10 protein-coding genes are annotated in these 19,226 nt (G+C 65.7%); 6 read left to right on the forward strand and 4 right to left on the reverse strand.

What is annotated here, in order from left to right; all coding sequences use genetic code 11:
* Window positions 1-8 precede the first annotated feature (8 nt).
* Together OG226_RS41310 and OG226_RS41315 are read right to left on the reverse strand one after the other, a co-directional pair.
* Window positions 9-341 carry a histone-like nucleoid-structuring protein Lsr2 gene (locus OG226_RS41310; protein ID WP_329351871.1) on the reverse strand — a complete coding sequence of 111 codons (333 nt, stop codon included), beginning with the start codon at window positions 339-341 and terminating at the stop codon, window positions 9-11.
* Between the two features lie 835 nt (window positions 342-1,176).
* A complete protein-coding gene (locus tag OG226_RS41315) occupies window positions 1,177-1,884 on the reverse strand; it encodes a hypothetical protein (RefSeq protein WP_329351872.1) in 708 nt (235 codons plus the stop codon).
* Between the two features lie 352 nt (window positions 1,885-2,236).
* Between OG226_RS41315 and OG226_RS41320 the strand changes: the two genes are divergently transcribed.
* The gene (locus OG226_RS41320; RefSeq protein WP_329351873.1) at window positions 2,237-2,362 is read left to right on the forward strand and encodes a hypothetical protein; all 126 of its coding nucleotides are present in this window, start codon (window positions 2,237-2,239) and stop codon (window positions 2,360-2,362) included.
* Window positions 2,363-2,516: 154 nt separating this feature from the next.
* Window positions 2,517-3,416 (forward strand): aminoglycoside phosphotransferase family protein, encoded by a 900-nt coding sequence (locus OG226_RS41325; RefSeq protein WP_329351875.1) that lies wholly within the window; start codon window positions 2,517-2,519, stop codon window positions 3,414-3,416.
* A gap of 199 nt (window positions 3,417-3,615) precedes the next feature.
* Here the strand turns inward: OG226_RS41325 and OG226_RS41330 are convergent, their stop codons facing one another.
* Window positions 3,616-4,503: an IS3 family transposase gene (locus OG226_RS41330; RefSeq protein WP_329351876.1), complete on the reverse strand. Its 888-nt coding sequence runs from the start codon at window positions 4,501-4,503 to the stop codon at window positions 3,616-3,618.
* Between the two features lie 20 nt (window positions 4,504-4,523).
* Entirely contained in the window at window positions 4,524-5,006 is a 483-nt protein-coding gene (locus OG226_RS41335; RefSeq protein WP_329351878.1) for a site-specific integrase, read from the reverse strand.
* Window positions 5,007-5,414: 408 nt separating this feature from the next.
* Between OG226_RS41335 and OG226_RS41340 the strand changes: the two genes are divergently transcribed.
* The 4 genes from OG226_RS41340 (at window position 5,415) to OG226_RS41355 (ending at window position 19,144) form a co-directional block, all read left to right on the forward strand.
* Complete coding sequence (locus OG226_RS41340; RefSeq protein ID WP_329351879.1) at window positions 5,415-6,947, forward strand: ISL3 family transposase; 1,533 nt, start codon at window positions 5,415-5,417, stop codon at window positions 6,945-6,947.
* A gap of 924 nt (window positions 6,948-7,871) precedes the next feature.
* Window positions 7,872-11,552, forward strand: coding sequence for a LamG domain-containing protein (locus tag OG226_RS41345; RefSeq protein ID WP_329351880.1), 3,681 nt, complete (start codon window positions 7,872-7,874; stop codon window positions 11,550-11,552).
* Window positions 11,553-11,654: 102 nt separating this feature from the next.
* The gene (locus OG226_RS41350; RefSeq protein WP_329351882.1) at window positions 11,655-18,662 is read left to right on the forward strand and encodes a polymorphic toxin-type HINT domain-containing protein; all 7,008 of its coding nucleotides are present in this window, start codon (window positions 11,655-11,657) and stop codon (window positions 18,660-18,662) included.
* Complete coding sequence (locus OG226_RS41355; RefSeq protein ID WP_329351884.1) at window positions 18,662-19,144, forward strand: SMI1/KNR4 family protein; 483 nt, start codon at window positions 18,662-18,664, stop codon at window positions 19,142-19,144. Before OG226_RS41350 ends, OG226_RS41355 begins: the two co-directional genes overlap by 1 nt.
* Window positions 19,145-19,226 lie beyond the last annotated feature (82 nt).

Raw genomic sequence — 19,226 nt, forward strand, 5'->3', positions numbered from 1 at the left:
TTCTGAGTTCAGCCGTTGGCCTTCGCGTAGGCGTCCCGGATGTTGGCGGGAACACGGCCCCGGTCGTTGACCTCGAAGCCGTTCTCCTTGGCCCAGGCCCGGATAGCCGCAGTGTCCCCTCCACCGCTTGTGGCCCCGGCACCGTGCCTGCGGGGCGCGGTCCTTCCTCCTGTCTTGCGGCCGGCCTCGACGTAGGGCTTCAGGGCCTTGCGCAGTTTCTCGGCGTTCTTGTCGTTCAGATCGATCTCGAACGACCTGCCGTCGAGCCCGAAGGTCATAGTCTGGTCGGCTTCCCCGCCACTGATGTCATCGGTAAGGAGGAGGACCCTCTTCTGAACCATCTGTAAATTCCTGCCTTCTGTATCTGCTGTTTGGGTATGGAACCACGAATGTGAGCGGCTCGGCTCCTCGTTAAGATGATCGCGAGGGTATCAAGGAGATCTCTCCGGCATCCATGCTGAATATCCTCTCTATCTCGTCGAGCTCCTGGGCGCTTCTTCTGCTGTTCATGGAACAGGTTTCGGAGGCAGCTGGCGGTGTCCTGGTCCCCGGCTTCGGGCGCCCTCAGCCAAGACACGTGGGCAAACTCGTCGTCGTGGGGCGGCTCGGACCGCTCTGCGCTACAACGAGTCTGAGAAGGCGCCAGTGCGACGCTGATCAGTTCGCACCGCACTTTCCGGTTCGCGCTGAAGGTAGACCAGCGATGGGAAGCGGGCGCGGACTGGCCTTTGCACTCCTTGGTGGATGCAGGGCGGCTGGGCAGTCCCCGTGCCGCCGTGATCACGTTCACCAGAGAGTGAGGGGGAGGCCTGCCTTCTCGGCGGCCCGGATGCGCTTCTCTATCTCTTCTGGTGACTCACCTGCTACGAGTCCGGCTCGAATCGCGTGAGCGATGGCATGGGTCCGTCCCGCAGCTCCACGGGTATCCGCCAGCGGCCCATGGGGGTTGCGCCGCCGAAGAGTCCACTCCGCGCGGTTTTCCGCAGCGGTTCCGAGCCTGAGATGGGCCGGGTTGACGCAACCGTGGAAGTTGCATTCTCCACCGTTCGGTGCTCTCACGAGAGTCCAACCCCTTGAAGGGACCGGGTGCGGCGCCGTGTTCGTGGCTGGACTCTCCAACCCTGCTTGAGAGCGACGGAAGAGGACCAGGATTCACTCGCCAGAGGTAGCGGCCCGTCAGGCCGATGGACGCCGCGGAAGTGGGAAGCTTCGCAGGGCCTGCGGCTTGATGCTCTTCACGGAGTCGCTGGAATGAGACCGACTGACTCGTTGCTCGGCGGTGATTGCCCGCATGTTGCGCTGGAGCACACGTTCTCGCCGCCCATTGACGCGAGCGGCTTGGACATCGACGTGCCCCAGGTGGATCAGTCGAGCCACGGCCTGGGGGTGAAGCAGGTCCATCACCCGCAGGACCTTTTCGGGCGAGGTGTCGTTGCAGATGCGCGAGACGGAGTTGACCTTGTCCTTGAACGCCTTGTGCAGGGTCTGCTTTTGAGCTTTGCAGGCGTCGGCAGCCTTCTGCCAGGTTCCTCCGGTGGCCAGCAGCTCGGCAATGAGCAAGGCCTTTTCCGCGTTGACGGCCAGTTCGATGGCCCTCAGCCGCTCAAGGGCATCGAGCAGTTCCGCAGCCCCGCCGTCGCGGGGCCGGCCTGCCAGCTCCCGCAGCCGTGTCATGGCCTCGCGCAGGACTCGTGTCCCCAGGGGGAGCATCAGATCGTCGCCGTATGAATCCGGGCGGTCATCAAAGTGCGACGGCCCGAGCCATCCCCGCTTTGCCATCTGTCGAAAATAGTTGACAGCTTGCGGCTTGCGGCAGATCTGGAACCAGCCACCCCACCGCCCCCTTTGGAGCGCGGGAACTGTGAGGTTGATCGCCCAGCTCACGAGTTCTTTTGTTGGGCCCGGCGGCTGTTGGGAGGTGAATCTGTTCCAGCCAGAATTTCGCGGAAGGCTTGTCAAATCGCGTTCCGTGCGCTCTGGGGAGAGGAACTTCCCGCCGTTGTTGGCCAGTTAGCCTCTGAAGAGAGGGAGACCGGTTGTCGGCTCAAACGCCGACGGCCCCCGATGACGCGGGAGCCGTCTCCACCTTCGTCCGATTAGGGAAGGTCTGCTTGGACCCCACGATAAAGCACCTTGTGCGCCTCAGGCAACACCGAATCATGCGGGCGTCGACTCTGCGGGGGCGCCGGTGACGCTCCCAACCAGCGTATGGGCAAGGGCATTTCTGATGGTGCCCGTGACGCTCTTGGTCGCCGTGCTCGGCTTGGTGTGGCTGATCGGGATGGTGGTCCCGCCGTCCCGTCAGTATGCGCTGGACATCGGCAAACAGACGGCCAGCATGCTGCGGGCCCTGACCCGTTGAGCATCGGCCCGGGGCGGCGTCAGCCGCCCCGGGCTATGTACTGGGATCGTCTGCCGTAACTCACTGTGGACGATCACGTAATTCCCCGCGGCTTGCGTCACGTAATTCCCCAGGAGCCCGGCTGCGCCCGGGTGGCTGGGGCTAGTGTGCTGTGATGATCGAGATCCCGGAAAGGTTCGCGCAGAGCATCATCGGGCGAGAGGGGGAGCACGGCCGAGTCTGGGTCGCGTCGCTGCCGCCCCTGGTCGATGAGCTTCTGGAGCGTTGGAACTGCGGGATCGTCGAGCAAGTCGGTCATGGTGGGGTTGGGATCATCGTGTCCGTTCAGTCGGCTGACGGTGCGTCGGCGGTCTTGAAGATCTCGTTCCCGCATCCTGGCAACGTTCACGAACCAGATGCCTTCGCGGCATGGGGCGGACGGGGTGCCGTGCTCCTGCGCGAGCGTGACGACACGCACTTCGCCATGCTGTTGGAGCGAGCCGGAAACGGCACTCTAGCCGACCTCGATGACGTCGATGAGGCCGTGGCTGTCGCCGGGACGCTCGTTCGGAGGCTCTCCGTCCAGGCCCCAACAGGTCTGCCACGTCTGCGGGATCAAATCGAGGGCTGGCAGGAAGACCTTCGAAAAGACGCTGAACGGCTGCCCCATCCCTTGCCGCAGCGCGTCGTGCAGGCCGCTGTCACGGCCTTCCGAGACCTCGGCCACGACCAGCCGGAGACACTTGTCCACGGGGACCTGCACTTTGGGAACGTGCTGCAGGCGGAGCGAGAACCCTGGCTGGCCATCGACCCCAAGGGATATGTCGGGGACCCGGCATATGACGCGATCACGCTTCTTCGCAGCCGTTTCGAGGATCTGCTCGCTGCCGAAGACCTGAAGGCCGCGCTTCTGCGTCGGTTGGCCATCTTCGCCGATGCCGCCGAGATCGACCGTGAACGCGTCCGCCGCTGGGCCCAGGCCCGCGCTGTTATGGACGCTCATTGGGGTCGCGAGCATGGCGACCCTGCATGGCTCATCCGGTTCACCGACGCCATCGCTGAGCTGCTGATCTGAAATGTGTGGCCCACTTGCATGGGCGATCGAGTACTTTCCGTGGCTGGACACTCACCAAGAGCATGGACTGTCGGGGAGCGAGAACGTCGCAGTGTCCTGGCTCCCCGACAGTCCCAGGCACGGTCGGCGTACTCGTGAATGTGCTCAATCGCGCGCTCGGGGCGGCAGTTTGTCAATCCCCTCGCGCCGTGGAGATCTTTCAAGCGGCCAACTCCACGGTGGGGTCGGCCTGATGGTCTCGTTCGTAGGCGATCGGGCTCCGGTATCCGCACACGCTGTGTAGCCGACGGGTGTTGTAGAAGCCTGTGATCCAGGTGGCGATCTTCAGCCGCGCATCGGTGCGGGTGGTGAAGGTGCGCCGGTGGACGTACTCGACCTTGAGCACACTGTTGAACGCCTCGCTGACGGCATTGTCGAAACACGAGCCGACACGGCCCATGGACTGGGTCACGCCGAGCCGGCGGCAGGCGTGCCTGAAGCGCCGGGACTGGTATTCGCTGCCGCGGTCCGAGTGGAAGATCACGCCCCTGACGTCGCCGCCGCGGGTGGCCGCGGCCATATGCAGGGAGGCGACGACCAGCTCCGCGTCGTGGCGCTCGCCCATCGCGTAGCCGAGCAGACGGCGCGAGAACAGATCGATCACGGTGGCCAGGTACAGCTTGCCCTCGCTGGTGACGATCTCCGTCATATCCCCAGCCCACACCTGGTCGGGAGCGGTGGCGCTGAAGTCGCGGCGAACGAAGTCCGGGAACGCGGGCCGCTTGCCCGGCCTGGTCAGCCCTCGGCGCCTTCGGATCTTGCGTCCGGCCAGATCGAGTTCGGCCATGAGCTTGGCGACGGTGTTCACCGACACCCTCCAGCCCTGGCGCACAAGCGTGATCCAGACCTTCGGGGAACCATACGTGCCGCCCGACTCATCGAAGATCTGCCGGATAGCGTCGGCCAGCTTCCCGCGCCGCACCTCGCGAGCGGTGACGGGCTGGTTGCGCCACTTGTAGAACCAGGACTCGCTCACACCCAGCGCACGGCACGTCAGGGTGTGCGGAATGTCCTGCTCGGCCTTGCAGTCGCTGATCACCCCGGCCACCTGGGCCGGGTCCGCCGCAGCTACTTCACCCACAAGGCCATGCAGCGTTTGATGCGCGTCCCCACCATCCGCAGCGGCGACACGCGGCGAAACTGCTGCCCCACCAGCCAGTCGAACAGCGTGTTGATCACCGACGCCTCACGGTCCCAGGCAGAACCGCCCACTGGCTTGTCCTGGAGCTCGGTGCGAGAGCGCCGGTAGGCCACCAGATCGGACTCAGTAGCTGTTACCAGCTCCCGGCCCCGCTCGATCAAGAACTCCATCAGCCGCAGCACGATGTACGCGTAGTGCCGCAGCGTGTCCTCAGGGTCACGCCCCATGTACGCCAAGTGCCGAAACCACGTACACGCCGGCTCCACCGGCCGCATCACCGAATCCACGATCACCGGCAGCCGGTCCGGCAGCGCACGGAAGTCCAGCCGCCGTACAGCTTCTTCACCGACACCGCCGTACAGCTCCGGGCGGTCCTGAACCCGGGCCCGGCTGACGAAGAACAGATCCACTTACCCCTCCGGATGAGAGAACTCACAACCGTCAGAGGTAACGAACTCACTTGCTCACAGTGTCTGTTGACCTTCGGGAGGTCGCACCAAGGTGAGAGCTTCCAGAACTAACAGGAGAAATCACAGGTGTGGCACACGACAGGATCCTCGGCTGCAGCCGAGCCAGGCCGGTCTATCACCCCATGGGCGAGCTGGAACGCGAAGAGATGCGCGGGTATGTCGGCGTCGTCTGAACGGTGGCTCAGTCAAGATTTCCGTGAAGCCGATCACGCTTCCGTGCGCCGGTGACGCTCCGTCACCTGGTCCTCGACACTCGCCGAGTGTGAGGAGCTGCTGAAGACGGTGTTGCCGCACCTGGGGAGGGTGCTGGTGGAGGAAGTGAGCGCCGAGGGTGGGGTGTTACGCATTGTGGCGAGAACCCCGGGGTCGGTTCCGGCGTCGTGCCCGGACTGTGGCACGCCGTCGGTACGACGGCACAGCGGATACCAGCGCCGTCTCGCAGATGGTGCGATCGGCGGCCGGCAGGTGTCCATCGAGTTGTCCGTCCGCCGTCTGTTCTGCGATGCGCCGGAGTGCGACCGGGTGACCTTCGCCGAGCAGATCGAGGGGCTGACAGTGCGCTATGGGCGTCGAACCCCGCTACTCAGGGACCTGTTGAATGCGATTTCGGTGGCTCTGGCCGGTCGGGCCGGCGAGCGCCTCGCGGCCCGGCTGCCGGTGCCGGTCAGCCGCACTACCCTGCTGGCCCTGGTCATGGCCCTGCCTGATCCGCCCGCCGGGACGCCCCGGGTACTCGGGGTCGACGAGTTCGCCACCCGCAAGGGACACAACTACGGGACTGTGCTGGTCGATTGCGAGACACACGCCCCGATCGACCTTCTCCCGGACCGGGAGGCGGCAACCTTCGCCGCCTGGCTCACCGAGCACCCCGGAGTGGAGATCATCTGTCGCGACCGGGGCGGCGCCTTCGCCGACGGCGCCCGCTCCGGAGCGCCCGACGCCGTGCAGGTCGCAGATCTGTGGCATGTCTGGCACAACCTCGCCGAGGCCGTGAAGCTGCTGGTCAGCAAGCACAGTTCCTGCCTTCGCGAGCCGACCCCCTCCCCGGAGGCACCCCCTGAAGTCCTGCACCCGCCGCTCTCCCACGCGGGCCGGCTGGCCGAGCGGGCCCGGCAGCACCACACCGCCGTGCACGATCTCCTCGGCCAGGGCCTCACCATCCGGGCCGTCGCCCGCCGCCTGGAGCTGTCCCGGAACACCGTCCGCCGCTATGCCCGCGCCGTCACCTGGGAGGAACTGGCCACCGGCCGCTGGCAGAACCTCCCCAGCACCCTGGACCCATACAAGCCGTACCTGCACCAGCGGTGGCGTGAGGGCCACACCAGCGGTACCCAGCTCCACACCGAACTCCGCGAGCGCGGCTTCACCGGCTCCTACTCCGTCGTCCGCGACTACCTGCGGCGCTTCCGCCGCACGCCGGCCGACCAGCCATCCCCGGCCCGGCCGCCCGGAGTCCGCAAGGTAACCGGCTGGATCACCCGCAACCCTGACCGCATGAACGACGACGACCAGCAGAAACTCAAGGACATCCTGGCCCGCTGCCCCGAACTCGAAGCAGCCACCCGACATGTCCGGTCCTTCGCCGCGATGATGGCCATCCGCAGCGCGAGCCGGCTGCCCGAGTGGATCGCCACCGCCCGCGCCGACGTGAACCACGGCCTGCGCGGCTTCGCCGACGGCCTGCTGGCCGACCTCGACGCCGTCATCCTCGGGCTGAGCACGGAGTGGAGCTCGGGCTGCGTCGAGGGCAGAGTCACGGACATCAAGCTGCTCAAGCGGCAAATGGCAGGCCGAGCCGGACTCCCCTTGCTCCGCAAGCGCGTCCTACTCGTCGCCGCCGACCGCCGACAACACAGAGTCACGAACCAGATAGCTCACTGATCGGCTTCACGGAAATCTTGACTGAGCCCGCGTTCAACCGCCGCCGACAGTCAGGCTCCCCTCGGCGGTCCGGGGGCCGGTGTACGGTCGTGGCTCGACGCATTATGTCTGTCCGAGTATCCGAGTACAGGGCGACCGCACGAAATTTTTCCTGGCGACCGCCTCCGACCAGCGGGTTCAGCTCGTTGACGGCGGCCTGTCTGCTGATAGGCAGGCGAGGGTTGGTGCAGTCGGGCCATCGCTCGACGCGCTCGATGATCCAGGCGGTGGCCAGTTCACGGTGAGTTCGTCGCAGTGGTTATTCGGGTCAGCATGTCCTGCATAAGAAAGCTGTGAGCCAACTGTGTCCACACCGGACCGTCTTTGCTGTTTCTTTCACTTTTTGAAGGTCGAAAATCAGCCGCACCAAGCTGGTCGCTCCCATGGGGCTGGGCCCCGTTGACGGCACGTCTCCAGTACGTCGTATGCGAGGGGCCAGGAAGGTGTGCCTGGATTGCTGCCAGAGTCCCGAGGCTGGACCGAAGGCTGAGCTCTTCAGTTCAGTGAACCTTTCGATGGTGCTCTGGAGGTTGCAGAAAAAGAGCTTCTTGGGCGAACGGTTTGCATCTGCGGCGGATCTGCCGACGGGATTGGTCAGCAGGTGCCGAGGTCGATCCGGTGGTCCCAGGGTTTGATGGCGGCCCTCCCTCTACACGGCTCTGATTTGCCCTACTTGGTGCTGCTCGGAGGGTGGCTTGAACTCGTCTATCTTGGCTGCATACGCCATTGACCAGCTGTGATGCGTCCGGTTCTGATGAGGCGGCCGTAAGGGCGGGGTAAGAGCCGTGTGAACAGTTGGGGTGGGGGATGGGGTTTTCTTGGCGTGCGCGCTCGGCGGTCGCCGCGCGTAGACGAGTGGTCTCGCTGGCTGCAACGGCCGCTTTGATGGCTGCTGTGCCGACACTTGTCGTACCGGCGACCGCAGCACGCGCGGACGACACCACAACCACCGATCAGGCCACGCCGGAGGCGCGGGCGGACGCGGAGAAGGCTGCGGCGTCGGGGGAGCAGGTCGAGGTCGTGGGTGAACGCACGCCCTACACCACGACGTTCGCCAATCCGGACGGTGTGACCTTCACGCTGAAGGACTCTGTCGTTCCGGTGAGAACGCGCCAGGCCGATGGTTCGTGGGTGCCGCCGGACGCGACGCTGGAGAAGAGGTCGGACGGCACGGTCGGGCCGAAGGCATCAGTCGCCAAGATCTCCTTCTCCGGTGGCGGGGACGGTGCCGACCTGGTGAAGCTGTCCCTCAACGGGCGTTCGCTGAGCGTGGGTTGGCCGGGCACACTGCCGAAGCCGACGCTGGACGGGGACTCGGCGGTGTACGAGGGTGTCCTGCCGGGCGTGGATCTGCGGATGACCGCCACCACGGAGGGCTACCGCGAAGTGCTGGTCGTCACCTCGGCGTCGGCCGCCGCGAACCCGGAGCTGAAGGAACTCTCCTTCCCCGTGCGGGCCGACGGGCTCTCTCTGCAGGACGGCGGAGGCGGCGGGCTGTCCGCGGTCGACGATGATGGCAACGCTGTCTTCCGTGCTCCGGCCGCCCAGCAGTGGGATTCGTCCGGCGACACCACCAGCAGCGCATCCGCCTCGCCCAAGGTCTCTTCCCGCTCGGCGTCCCAGGCGTCGTTGACGACGACGCAGGACAGTGCTGCCGCGGCCACGACCGGCGGCGACGGTGAGACGACGCCGGACCCGACCGAGGGGCCCAGTGACGGAGACACCTCCACCCGCCTTCCGGTCACCGCCGGGCAGAGCGCGATCAAGGTGACCCCTGATGCGTCGATGCTCGCCGACGAGTCGTCCGTCTTCCCGCAGTACATCGACCCGGACGTCGGCATGACGGCCTCCGAGCGGACCCTGCTGTCCTCCGACGGTGACACCTTCTACAACTTCTCCGGCGGGGACGACGGCAAGGGCGTCGGCTACTGCGGCACTTACGTCACCGGCGGTGTCGGGTACTACTGCGGTTCCGGCTACAAGAACCGCATGTACTTCGAGTTCTCGCCGGCGAAGCTGGCGGGAAAACAGGTCCTGGACGCCACGTTCGCGATCTCGGAGAAGTGGTCGATGTCCTGCACCCCCTCCTGGGTGGATCTGGTGCGCACGGGCAACATCTCCTCATCGACGAACTGGCCGGGCCCGACGGCGAACTGGGACCTGATGGTGGACCGGAATGTGTCCGCGGGACGCGGGTCCGCCTGCGATCCCAGCCAGCCTGCTGCCCACATCGAGTTCAACGACAGTCCTACTGAGACGAACGAGAACCTCACCTCGACCGTGAAGAAGTTCGCCAACGGTGACTTCTCCCGCCTGACGTTGATGCTCAAGGCGCATGACGAGACCGACCCGAACGGTTGGAAGCGGTTCGACGACAACGCTGAAATCGATGTGAAGTACGTCGGTATCCCGGCTAAGCCCACGAAGATCGGCCTGATCGCCGGGAGCAATGTCGCGTGCGAGACCGACAAGTCGGATCCGCTGGTGGCCTCCTCGGCGACGCCGTCGCTCGCGGCGACGCCGCAGACCGCGGCGGGCGGGGAGTCGGGCGCGTCCCTGAAGGTCGTCTACAGCGTGGACAAGTACACGGCAAGCAGCGACACATGGGCCACCGTCTTCGAGACCGCACGGCCCACCAGTGGATATGTGGGCGACAACGTGTCTCCGGGCACTGTCCCGACATCGACGCTGACGGAGGGGACGCTGTACCGGTATCGAGCCTGGACCCGGTCGTATTACAACAGCGGAGGCGACTACCTGGCCGGCCCGTCGAACGCGGCGTCGGGGGCCTGGTGCTATTTCAAGGTCGATCCAACCCGTCCCAAGGCGCCAGGAATCGCCTTGTCGAGCCCGTACTCGGTGTGTGACAGCAGTTCGTGCGACGCGAAGGGCGGACCGGGCACGGACGTGACGTTCACGTTCAGTCCCGCGTCCGGGGACGCGGCCACCAACGTCGCCTACGAGTACAAGCTGTCTTCTTCGGCCGCGTGGTCGGCGTCGATTCCCGCCTGGGCACCGATAGCCACCTTCGCTCCGCCGACCTCGGGCACCTTCACCGTCATCGTCCGGGCGAAGGACTCGGTGACCTGGGGCGCCCAGAACTCGGTGGACTTCCTGGTCGCGGAGGGCACCGGCCCGACCGGTCAGTGGCACTTCGACGAAGCGAGTGGCGCCGCGCTGGATACGTCCACGACTGTTGCGGCGGAGCAGGACAACGCGACGCTCTCCTCGTCCGGTGCTTCCCGGGACGGGCGTGGCCGGAGGGGTGTGCTGACCCATGACGCCACGGGTGCGGAGCTGGCGACGCCGGTCACGGACACGGGCCTGACCGTGGACGGGTCTACAGGCTACGCGGCCACCTCCGGCCCGGTCGTGGAGTCCCGGTCGTCGTACACGGTCGAGGCGTGGGCCCGGATGGCCGCCGCCCCGGCTCACAACTACGTGGTGCTCTCCCAGACGGGCAGTGGAAGCACGCAACCCGGTTTCGCGATCTACTACTCCACTGCCTACAGCAAGTGGATCTTCAACTGGCACTGGATTGACTCGGCCGGCACCACACACTTCGTGCGCTCGCTCGCGGACACGGCCTCGCCTCCGGTGAAGGTCTGGACGCATCTGGCAGGCGTGTACGACACGAAGACGGACACAATCCAGCTGTACGTCAACGGCAAGGCCCAGGGCAGTCCGCAAGCAATCCCGAGCGGGCAGCCGGAGGCGGATAACGGTCTCCTGGAGTTCGGCCGTGGAAGTGGCGCCACCGCAGGGACGTTCACGGACTACTTCAACGGTCAGATCGACGAGGCCAGGGTCTGGCAGCGGGCCCTGTCGCTGAAGGAGTTGTCCGCCGAGGCGCAGTTGAAGACCAACGACAGTTACGCGGCAGCTGAGTTGATGGCGGCCTGGGATCCGTCCGCGGCAACCGGAACCACGGTTGCCGACACCACCTCCGGGTACGGAACGTCCCTGACTCTGTCGGGCGGGGCGTCACTGGACGGGACGGGAATCGTCCTGGACGGCATCGATGACGCCGCGTCCGCGCCGGGCCCGCTGGTGGACGACACCGGATCCTTCACCGTGACCACCGCCGTGCAACTGGACAGCACCGCGCTCGCGGCGAAAGCGGTGGGCTACATGGGGCAGGTCCTCGGCCAGCGCAGTGCGGACGGTTCCGCCTGGGGGCTGTGGTACGAGCGGACGGGCAGCAGCGATCCCGATCCTGAGACCGGTGCCACCGCTCCTGCCGGATTCTGGCACTTCGGCCGCCTCAACACCGACGGCAGCTTCACCGGAGTGGTCTCCGACCATGTTGCCGATCTGGGGAGCGCGGTGCGCCTGACGGGTGTGTTCGACGCCCAGTCCGGCGCGGTCAGTCTCTACGTGGGAGACGCGCAGAACGGGGATGCGACTGCCTATACGGCGACGCCAGGTACGGGTGACTTCGCCGTCGGCAAGACGTACGTGAAAACGGTCTGGGACCGCTATCTGCCCGCGACGGTCAGTGACATCCGGGTCTGGGCCGGTGCCATGGCCAGTCAGCAACAGATCGTCGAAACGGTCGGGGACTGATCTCTCCCCTCTCCCTTGCGAAGCGGCATTTGCTGCCGCCTCGCCCGAGCAAGTCCCGCGCTTCCTTTCTTGATGACTTCAGACGTGTGAGGGGTTGTTGTCGTGAGTGCCGCCAGTGGTGCGAGACGCCGTAGACACCGAGTGGTCACCATAGGTGTGACCCTCGCGCTGGCCGTGGCCGGTCTGACTCCCGTGGCCGCCCAAGCCGCGTCACCCACCAAGCAGTTGGTACCCGCCGTACCCCAGCAGCGGTCCGACACGGTGAAGGCGGTCGACGGCCTGGGCGCCAAGAAGGCCAGGGCCCGGGTGGCCGCGGAAAAGGCCGCCAACAAGAAACAGACTCAAGACGCCCTCGCGCAACAGAAGGCGACGTGGCCCAAAGCCGCGGCCACTTCCGCGCCCTTGCCTGCATCCGGCGTCACCCGCCTTACGGCAGGTGGACTGCCCGTGTCCCTGAGCCGCACCGCAGGAGCGACATCCGCCTCGGGCACGGCCGGCGTCCAGGTACTCAGTCACAAGGCCGCAGCCGCCGCAGGTATCAAGGGCGTGCTGCTGACCGCCAGCGCGAGCGACGACGGCAACGCCAGAATCAGCGTCGACTACAGTGCCTTCGCCTCGGCCTACGGCGGTGACTGGGCAGGCCGCCTGCACCTTGTACGACTGCCGGCCTGTGCCCTGACCACTCCGGACAAAGCCGCCTGCCGAGCCCAGACGACCTTGGACTCGCACAACAGCATCAGCGGCCAGAGCGTGTCCGCCACAGTGCCGTTGGGACAGGCCCCCGTAAAGGGCGACGCACGGGCATCTCGCTCCAACGTCCGTACGGCCGCGCTATCCCAGGCCACGGCGTCCACAGCCACGGTACTCGCGCTGACGGCCACTTCGGGGGAGTCGGCGTCCGGTTCGGGAAACAACTCCGCCTCGCCCCTGTCCTCGTCGTCGAGTTGGCAGGCCGGCGGCTCCTCCGGGGCGTTCACCTGGAGCTATCCGATGTCCGCACCGCCTGCAGCGGCAGGTCCGGCACCTTCCCTCTCCCTGGACTACAACTCCGGCAGCACCGACGGCAAGACGGCGTCCACCAACAACCAGTCCACCCAGGTCGGTGAGGGCTTCGACCTGAGCGCTTCCTCGTACATCGAGCGGTCCTACGCATCCTGTGACGACGACGGCCAGACGGACAAGCACGACGAGTGCTGGAAGTACGACAACGCCTCGCTCGTCCTCAACGGCAAGTCCACCGAACTGGTCAAGAATGATGCCGACGGGGCCTGGCACCTCAAGGACGACGACGCCTCCACCGTCACCCACTCCACCGGCGCCGACAACGACGACGACGGCGAGACCGGGATCGACGGCAAGGGCGAATACTGGACCGTCACCACAGGCGACGGCACCCAGTACAAGTTCGGGCTCAACAAACTCCCCGGCGCCGACGCCCAGCGCACCAACTCGGTGTGGACCACGCCGGTCTTCGGCGACGACTCCGGCGAGCCCGGCTACGACCAGGGATCCAGCTTCGCCGACCGTTCGTTCAACCAAGCCTGGCGCTGGAACCTCGACTACGTCGTCGACCTGCACGGCAACGCCATGTCGTACTGGTACACGGCCGAGACGAACTACTACCCCAAGAACGGGGCCTCGACCGCCAACACCAAGTACACGCGCGGCGGACACCTGGACAAGATCCTCTACGGGCAGCGTGCGAGCACCCTGTTCACCGGGACCGCCTCGGACGAAGTGACGTTCTCCTACGACGAACGCTGCACCGCCTCGGACTGCTCCTCGCTGACCGACTCGACGTCGGACAACTGGCCGGACGTGCCGTACGACAGCATCTGCGCGAGCGGGGACGACGACTGCAATACCGACAGCCCGTCGTTCTTCAGCCGCAAACGCCTGACCGGCATCGATACCCTCGCCTATTCGGCAACGACCTCGGCCTACACAGCGGTGGACTCCTGGGCGCTGACCCAGGAGTTCCAGGACGGCCAGGACATCGATGACACCTCCGACCAGACCCTGGCGCTCTCCTCGATCCAGCACACCGGCAAGAACGGCACCGATATAAAGCTGGATCCGGTCACCTTCACCTACCAGCTGCGGCCCAACCGGGTGGACTCCACCTCCGACGACATCCTGAAACTCAGCATGCCGCGGATGTCGACCATCACCTCCGAAACCGGCGCCATCACCACGGTGACCCTCTCCGACCCGGAGTGCGTACGCGGCTCGAACATGCCCTCGTCCCAGGACAACGACACCCTGAGCTGCTACCCCCAGTACTGGCACATCAACGGAGCCGTCGAGGCTTCACTGGACTGGTTCCACAAGTACCGGGTCACCGCCGTGCTCACTACTGACCCGACCGGCCTGGGCCAGGGCGTCGAGAACTCCTACACCTACGCCGACCCCGCCTGGCACTACAACTACGACCCGCTGATCCCCTCCGACGAGCGGACCTGGTCGCAGTGGCGCGGCTACGGCAAGGTCACCGCCGTCACCGGTGCCGCAGGCACCACCCAGTCCAAAACCATCAGCCTGTACATGCAGGGCATGGACGGCGACAAGCAGTCCGACGGCACCACCACCTCCGCCATCCGCACCGGCCTCGATGTATCCGGCCTCGACGTCGCCGACCTCACCGACAGCGACCAAGACGCCGGCTCCCTCCGTGAGCAGATCACCTACAACGGAACCGTCCCCGTCTCGGTGACGGTCAACACGCCCTGGACATCACAGACCGCCAGCCAGCAGAAGTCCTACGCCAGCATCAAGGCGTACTACGTCCGCACCGGCACGACCACCACCTCCACCTACCTCACCGCATCAGCAACCTGGCGCACCCGCCAGATCTCCAACACCTACGACGCCTACGGCATGGTCGTCAAAAGCGCCGACTACGGCCAGACCGCCGTCGCCGACAACACCTGCACCCGCACCTGGTACGCCCGCAACACGGCCATCGGCCTCACCAACTTGGTCTCCCGCACCCGCAAGGTGGCCGAAGACAACTGCTCCGTCGCCGAGACCAGCGTGAACCTGCCGGCCTCCTCCACCTCCCGCGGCGACGTCCTCTCCGACACCGCGACGGTCTACGACAACACCGCCGCGACCGCCTGGTCAGCCACCCAGACCCCCACGCTCGGCGAGGCGACCTGGACCGGACGCGCCGCCGCCTACCCCGCCGCAGCCACCAACGGCGAGCGCTACCCGACCACCTGGCAGACAGTAGCGAAGACCACCTACGACGACAGCGGCGGCACGGCAGGTCTGGGGCGCCGGCTGACGGTCGCCGACGCGGCGGGCAACACCACCACGACCGCCTACACACCCACCGACTCCGGCCCGCTGACCAAGACCAAGGTCACCAACGCCAAGTCGCAGTCCATCTACACCTACACCGACTACGCCTCGGGCCTGCCCACCAAGGTCTACGACGTCAACAACAAGATCACCGAGACCAGCTACGACGCCTTGGGCCGCAAGACCGCCACCTGGCTGCCGAACCGCTCCCACTCCGGAAGCCAGACCCCGAACTACACCTACGCCTACAGCGTCACCAACAACGCCCCGTCCTGGACGTCGATCTCGACCCTGAAGGCCGACGGAACCACCTACAACACCACATACTCCATCTACGACTCCCTCCTGCGCCCCCTGCAGACCCAGTCGCCGACCCCCGAAGGCGGACGTCTTCTCACCGACACCCGCTACGACACGCGGGGTCTGGCCTACAAGACCTACGCGGACGTTCTCGACTCCGCGAAACTCCCCAACGGCACCTACGCACGGGCCGCAGACGGCGGCGCGCCGAAACAGACCGAGACGGTCTTCGACGGTGCCGGCCGGGCCACCAGCAGCAGCCTGTACGTGTACGGCGTCAAGAAGTGGACGACGAGCACCAGTTACACCGGTGACTCCACCGCGACCACTGCACTGAACGGCGGCTCGGCGGTCCGCACGATCACCGACATCTTCGGCAACACCGTCGAGAAGCGCGCCTATGCGGGCACCGACCCCGCTGACGCCGCCTACGGCGCAGGGACCGGAGCCGCTTACACATCCACCAAGTACACGTACACCCTGGACGGCAAGCCCTTCACAGTCACCGGACCGGACGGCGCCCAATGGTCGTACGTGTACGACCTGTTCGGCCGACAGGCCTCGGCCACCGACCCGGACCTGGGCACCACGACCACCACCTACACGTCCCTGGACCAGACGGACACCACCACCGACAACCGCGGCACCCAACTGCTGTACGGCTACGACGTCCTGGGCCGCAAGACCGACCAGTGGCAGACCTCCAAGACCAACGCGAACAAGCTGGCCCACTGGGACTACGACACCCTCGCCAAGGGCCAGTTGGACGACTCCATCAGCTACGTCGGCGGCACCACCGGCAGCGCCTACACCCGCACGGTCACCAACTACGACACCCTCTACCACGCCACCGGTAGCCAGCTGACCCTGCCCTCCAGCGACCCGCTGGTCACCTCGGGCGCGATCGCCTCTGCGACGCTGGCCACCACCTCGTACTACAACATCGACGGCACCCAGCAGTACTACAAAGAACCCGCGGCCGGCGGCCTCAGCAGCGAGACCGTGGACTACGAGTACAACGACCTCGGAATGGTCACCAACGTCGGAGGTGCCACGGGCTACCTCCTGGCCACGGACTACAACGCGCTGGGCCAGGTCAACCGGTACATGCTGGGCACCTCCGAGGACTCCACCGCCAAGAAGGCGTACATCACCAACACCTACGAGCAAGGCACCGACCGGCTCACCCGCAGCCTCACCACCGACGCCAGCCGCAGCGTCCAGGACCTGAACTTCACCCACGACGACGCCGGCAACGTCACCTCCACCTTCGACACCGCCAACCTCTCCGGCACCGGCGCGACCGACTACCAGTGCTTCACCTACGACGGCTACCAGCGCCTCACCGACGCCTGGACCCCCTCCACCGCCTCCTGCGCCACCACCGGCCGCACCACCACCAACCTCGGCGGAGCCTCCCCCTACTGGACCTCCTACGGCTACACCAGCAGCGGCCTGCGCACCACGGAAACCGCCCACACCGGCACCGGAGACTCCTCCCGCACCTACTGCTACAACAACACCAGCAACCCCCACCGCCTCACCGCAACCACCACCGCCGCCTCCTGCACCGGGGTGAGCGCCACCTACGTCTACGACAACATCGGTGACACGACCACCCGTCCCAACGGCACCGACACCCAGTCACTGACCTGGAACACCACCGGAGCCCTCGACACGGTCACAGAGAAGTCCAGCACCGGCACCACCAAGAGCACGACCAGCCACGTCTACGACGCCAGCGGCACCCTCCTTATCCGCCGCAACACCAGCGGAGAGACCGTCCTCTACCTGGGTGCCACCGAGGTCCACCTGGACACCTCGACCACAACGGCCAAGTACTGGGCCCAGCGCTACTACAGCACCGGAAGCGCCACCATCGCCGTGCGCACCAACAAGAGCGGCACCCAGAGCCTCTCCTACCTCTCCGGCGACCCCCACGGCACCTCCACCCTCAGCCTCGACGCCACCACCCAGGCCGTCACCAAGCGCTACCTGACCCCCTTCGGAGCCGCACGCACCGGCGGCACCGGCGTCTGGGCCGACGACAAGACCTTCCTCGGCAAAACCACCGACCCCACCAGCAACCTCACCTATATCGGCGCCCGCGAATACGACACGACCACCGGCCGTTTCCTCAGCGTCGACCCCCTCCTCGACACCAGCGACGCCCAGTCCCTCAACGGCTACGCCTACGCCGACAACAACCCCGTCACCGGCAGCGACCCCACCGGACTGATGAATGTCCCGGATCCCGGGGGTGACAGCATCGGCCGCGCCGACGGGGACAAGCCTGCGGACACCAAAAAGAATTCCCACGGCAGCGGCACTGCCTCCTCCAACAGCCAGGGGGACGTCAACGACGGCGGGGGTGGCGCCTGGGGCTGGGTCAGTGATGTCGGCAAAACCATCGTAGGCCAGGCCAAATCGACCGTCGTCACCATCTTCGAAGCTCCCGTTCAGCAACTCATCACCGACAAGCACTGCTTGGTCGACGGTGACGGCTGCGCGGACATGCTCACCCAACTGCTCATGAGCTCCAATCCCGCCCTCGCCGGCGCGGCAGCGGTGACATCGCGCGGCAAGGAGATATACGGCGACTACGCGGACGGAAAGAGCGCTGAAGGCACCGGAAAGCTGATCTTCGACATAGCCCTCCTTCTGGGAACACGAGGCGCCGGCGCCGAAGCCGAGGGCGAAGTTGGTGCCAGCAGGGCGACAGAGTGCATGTTGAGTTTCACTCCCTCCACCCCTGTCCTGATGGCCGATGGCAAGAGCAAACCCATCGGCGACATCAAGACCGGCGACCAAGTCGAGGCCGCGGACCCCTCCAACGGCAAACACAAGGGCCCCCGTACGGTTACGGCCACGCACATCAACCACGACTACGATCTGGTCGATCTCAAGATCCAACTGGATAGCGGCAAGACGGAAACCCTCCACACCACGTTCAAACACCCCTTCTGGGATGACACCCTCCACACCTGGGTGCCTGCCGGCCAACTCGCCGCAGGCCACGCACTCAACACGGTCAGCAACCACCACGTCCACGTCACCGCCGTCACCCCACGACCTGGCGACCGCGACATGTACAACCTCACGGTCGAAGACCTGCATACGTACTATGTGCTGGCCGGGGCCACTCCAGTCCTGGTCCACAATTGTGGCGGAGCTGTCACGGGACACCCGACAACATGCGATTGCGCTAATGGTGGGGTACCGAAGGTGCGGAACGGCAAGCTCGCCGGAGATACCCATCCGAACACAAGTGTCCCGTTCGATGCGGATGGCTTCCCTGACTTCTCTGCATGGCGTCACCCGCAAGTGCCAGACGTTCGGATTCAGCTCACCGGTAGTCGATCGAAGGACTTCAGACTATCCAATCAGGCAGCAGGACTGCCTTCGACTCCGCCGGGCTACACGTGGCATCATCATCAGGACCCTGGGCTCATGCAGCTCATCGAGAGGCAAATCCACGCCGACACCGGGCATACCGGAGGTTTCTGATGGTGGATGTGTTTGAAGATAGCGACTACTACACCGGACCTCCGCTCGACGGCGACATGATCCGTCGAGCCGAGGACGACCTCGGCGTGCGCCTTCCTCGCAGCTACGTGGAGGTGCTACTCCTGCGGAACGGAGGAACCCCGCGACACCGCTGCTACCTCACTTCGTTTCCGACATCCTGGGCTGACGATCATTTCGAGATCAGCGGGATTCGAGGAATCGGCGGAACCTGGGGAATCGACTCATCATCTGGTCGGGGAAGCTCATATTTGATCGCCGAGTGGGAGTATCCGGAAATCGGTGTAGTGATTTGCGATACGCCTTCAGCCGGCCACGACACGGTAATGCTCGACTATTCCGAGTGTGGCCCCGAGGGCGAACCTGCCATCGCGTACATCGATGAAGACCGCGTCCCTCGGCGTGTAGCACAATCGTTTGGCGAGTTCCTCGCACGGCTAGTTCATTGCGGTTCGATTGATTAAGGTCGGACGAAACTGGACCGTAAAGAACTGGCCGACCATTCATTCGGTCGGATAACCGAAGGCCCCCTCCGCAATGCTGTTG

Origin of the sequence: Streptomyces sp. NBC_01261 (assembly GCF_036226385.1) — a bacterium.
In the GTDB taxonomy this organism is placed as follows: Bacteria; Actinomycetota; Actinomycetes; order Streptomycetales; family Streptomycetaceae; genus Streptomyces.

Coding starts and splice junctions, on each gene's coding strand:
- OG226_RS41310 (WP_329351871.1), bottom strand. CDS start 341: ATGGTTCAGAAGAGGGTCCTCCTCCTTACCGATGACATCAGTGGCGGG.
- OG226_RS41325 (WP_329351875.1), top strand. CDS start 2,517: ATGATCGAGATCCCGGAAAGGTTCGCGCAGAGCATCATCGGGCGAGAG.
- OG226_RS41345 (WP_329351880.1), top strand. CDS start 7,872: ATGGCTGCTGTGCCGACACTTGTCGTACCGGCGACCGCAGCACGCGCG.
- OG226_RS41355 (WP_329351884.1), top strand. CDS start 18,662: ATGGTGGATGTGTTTGAAGATAGCGACTACTACACCGGACCTCCGCTC.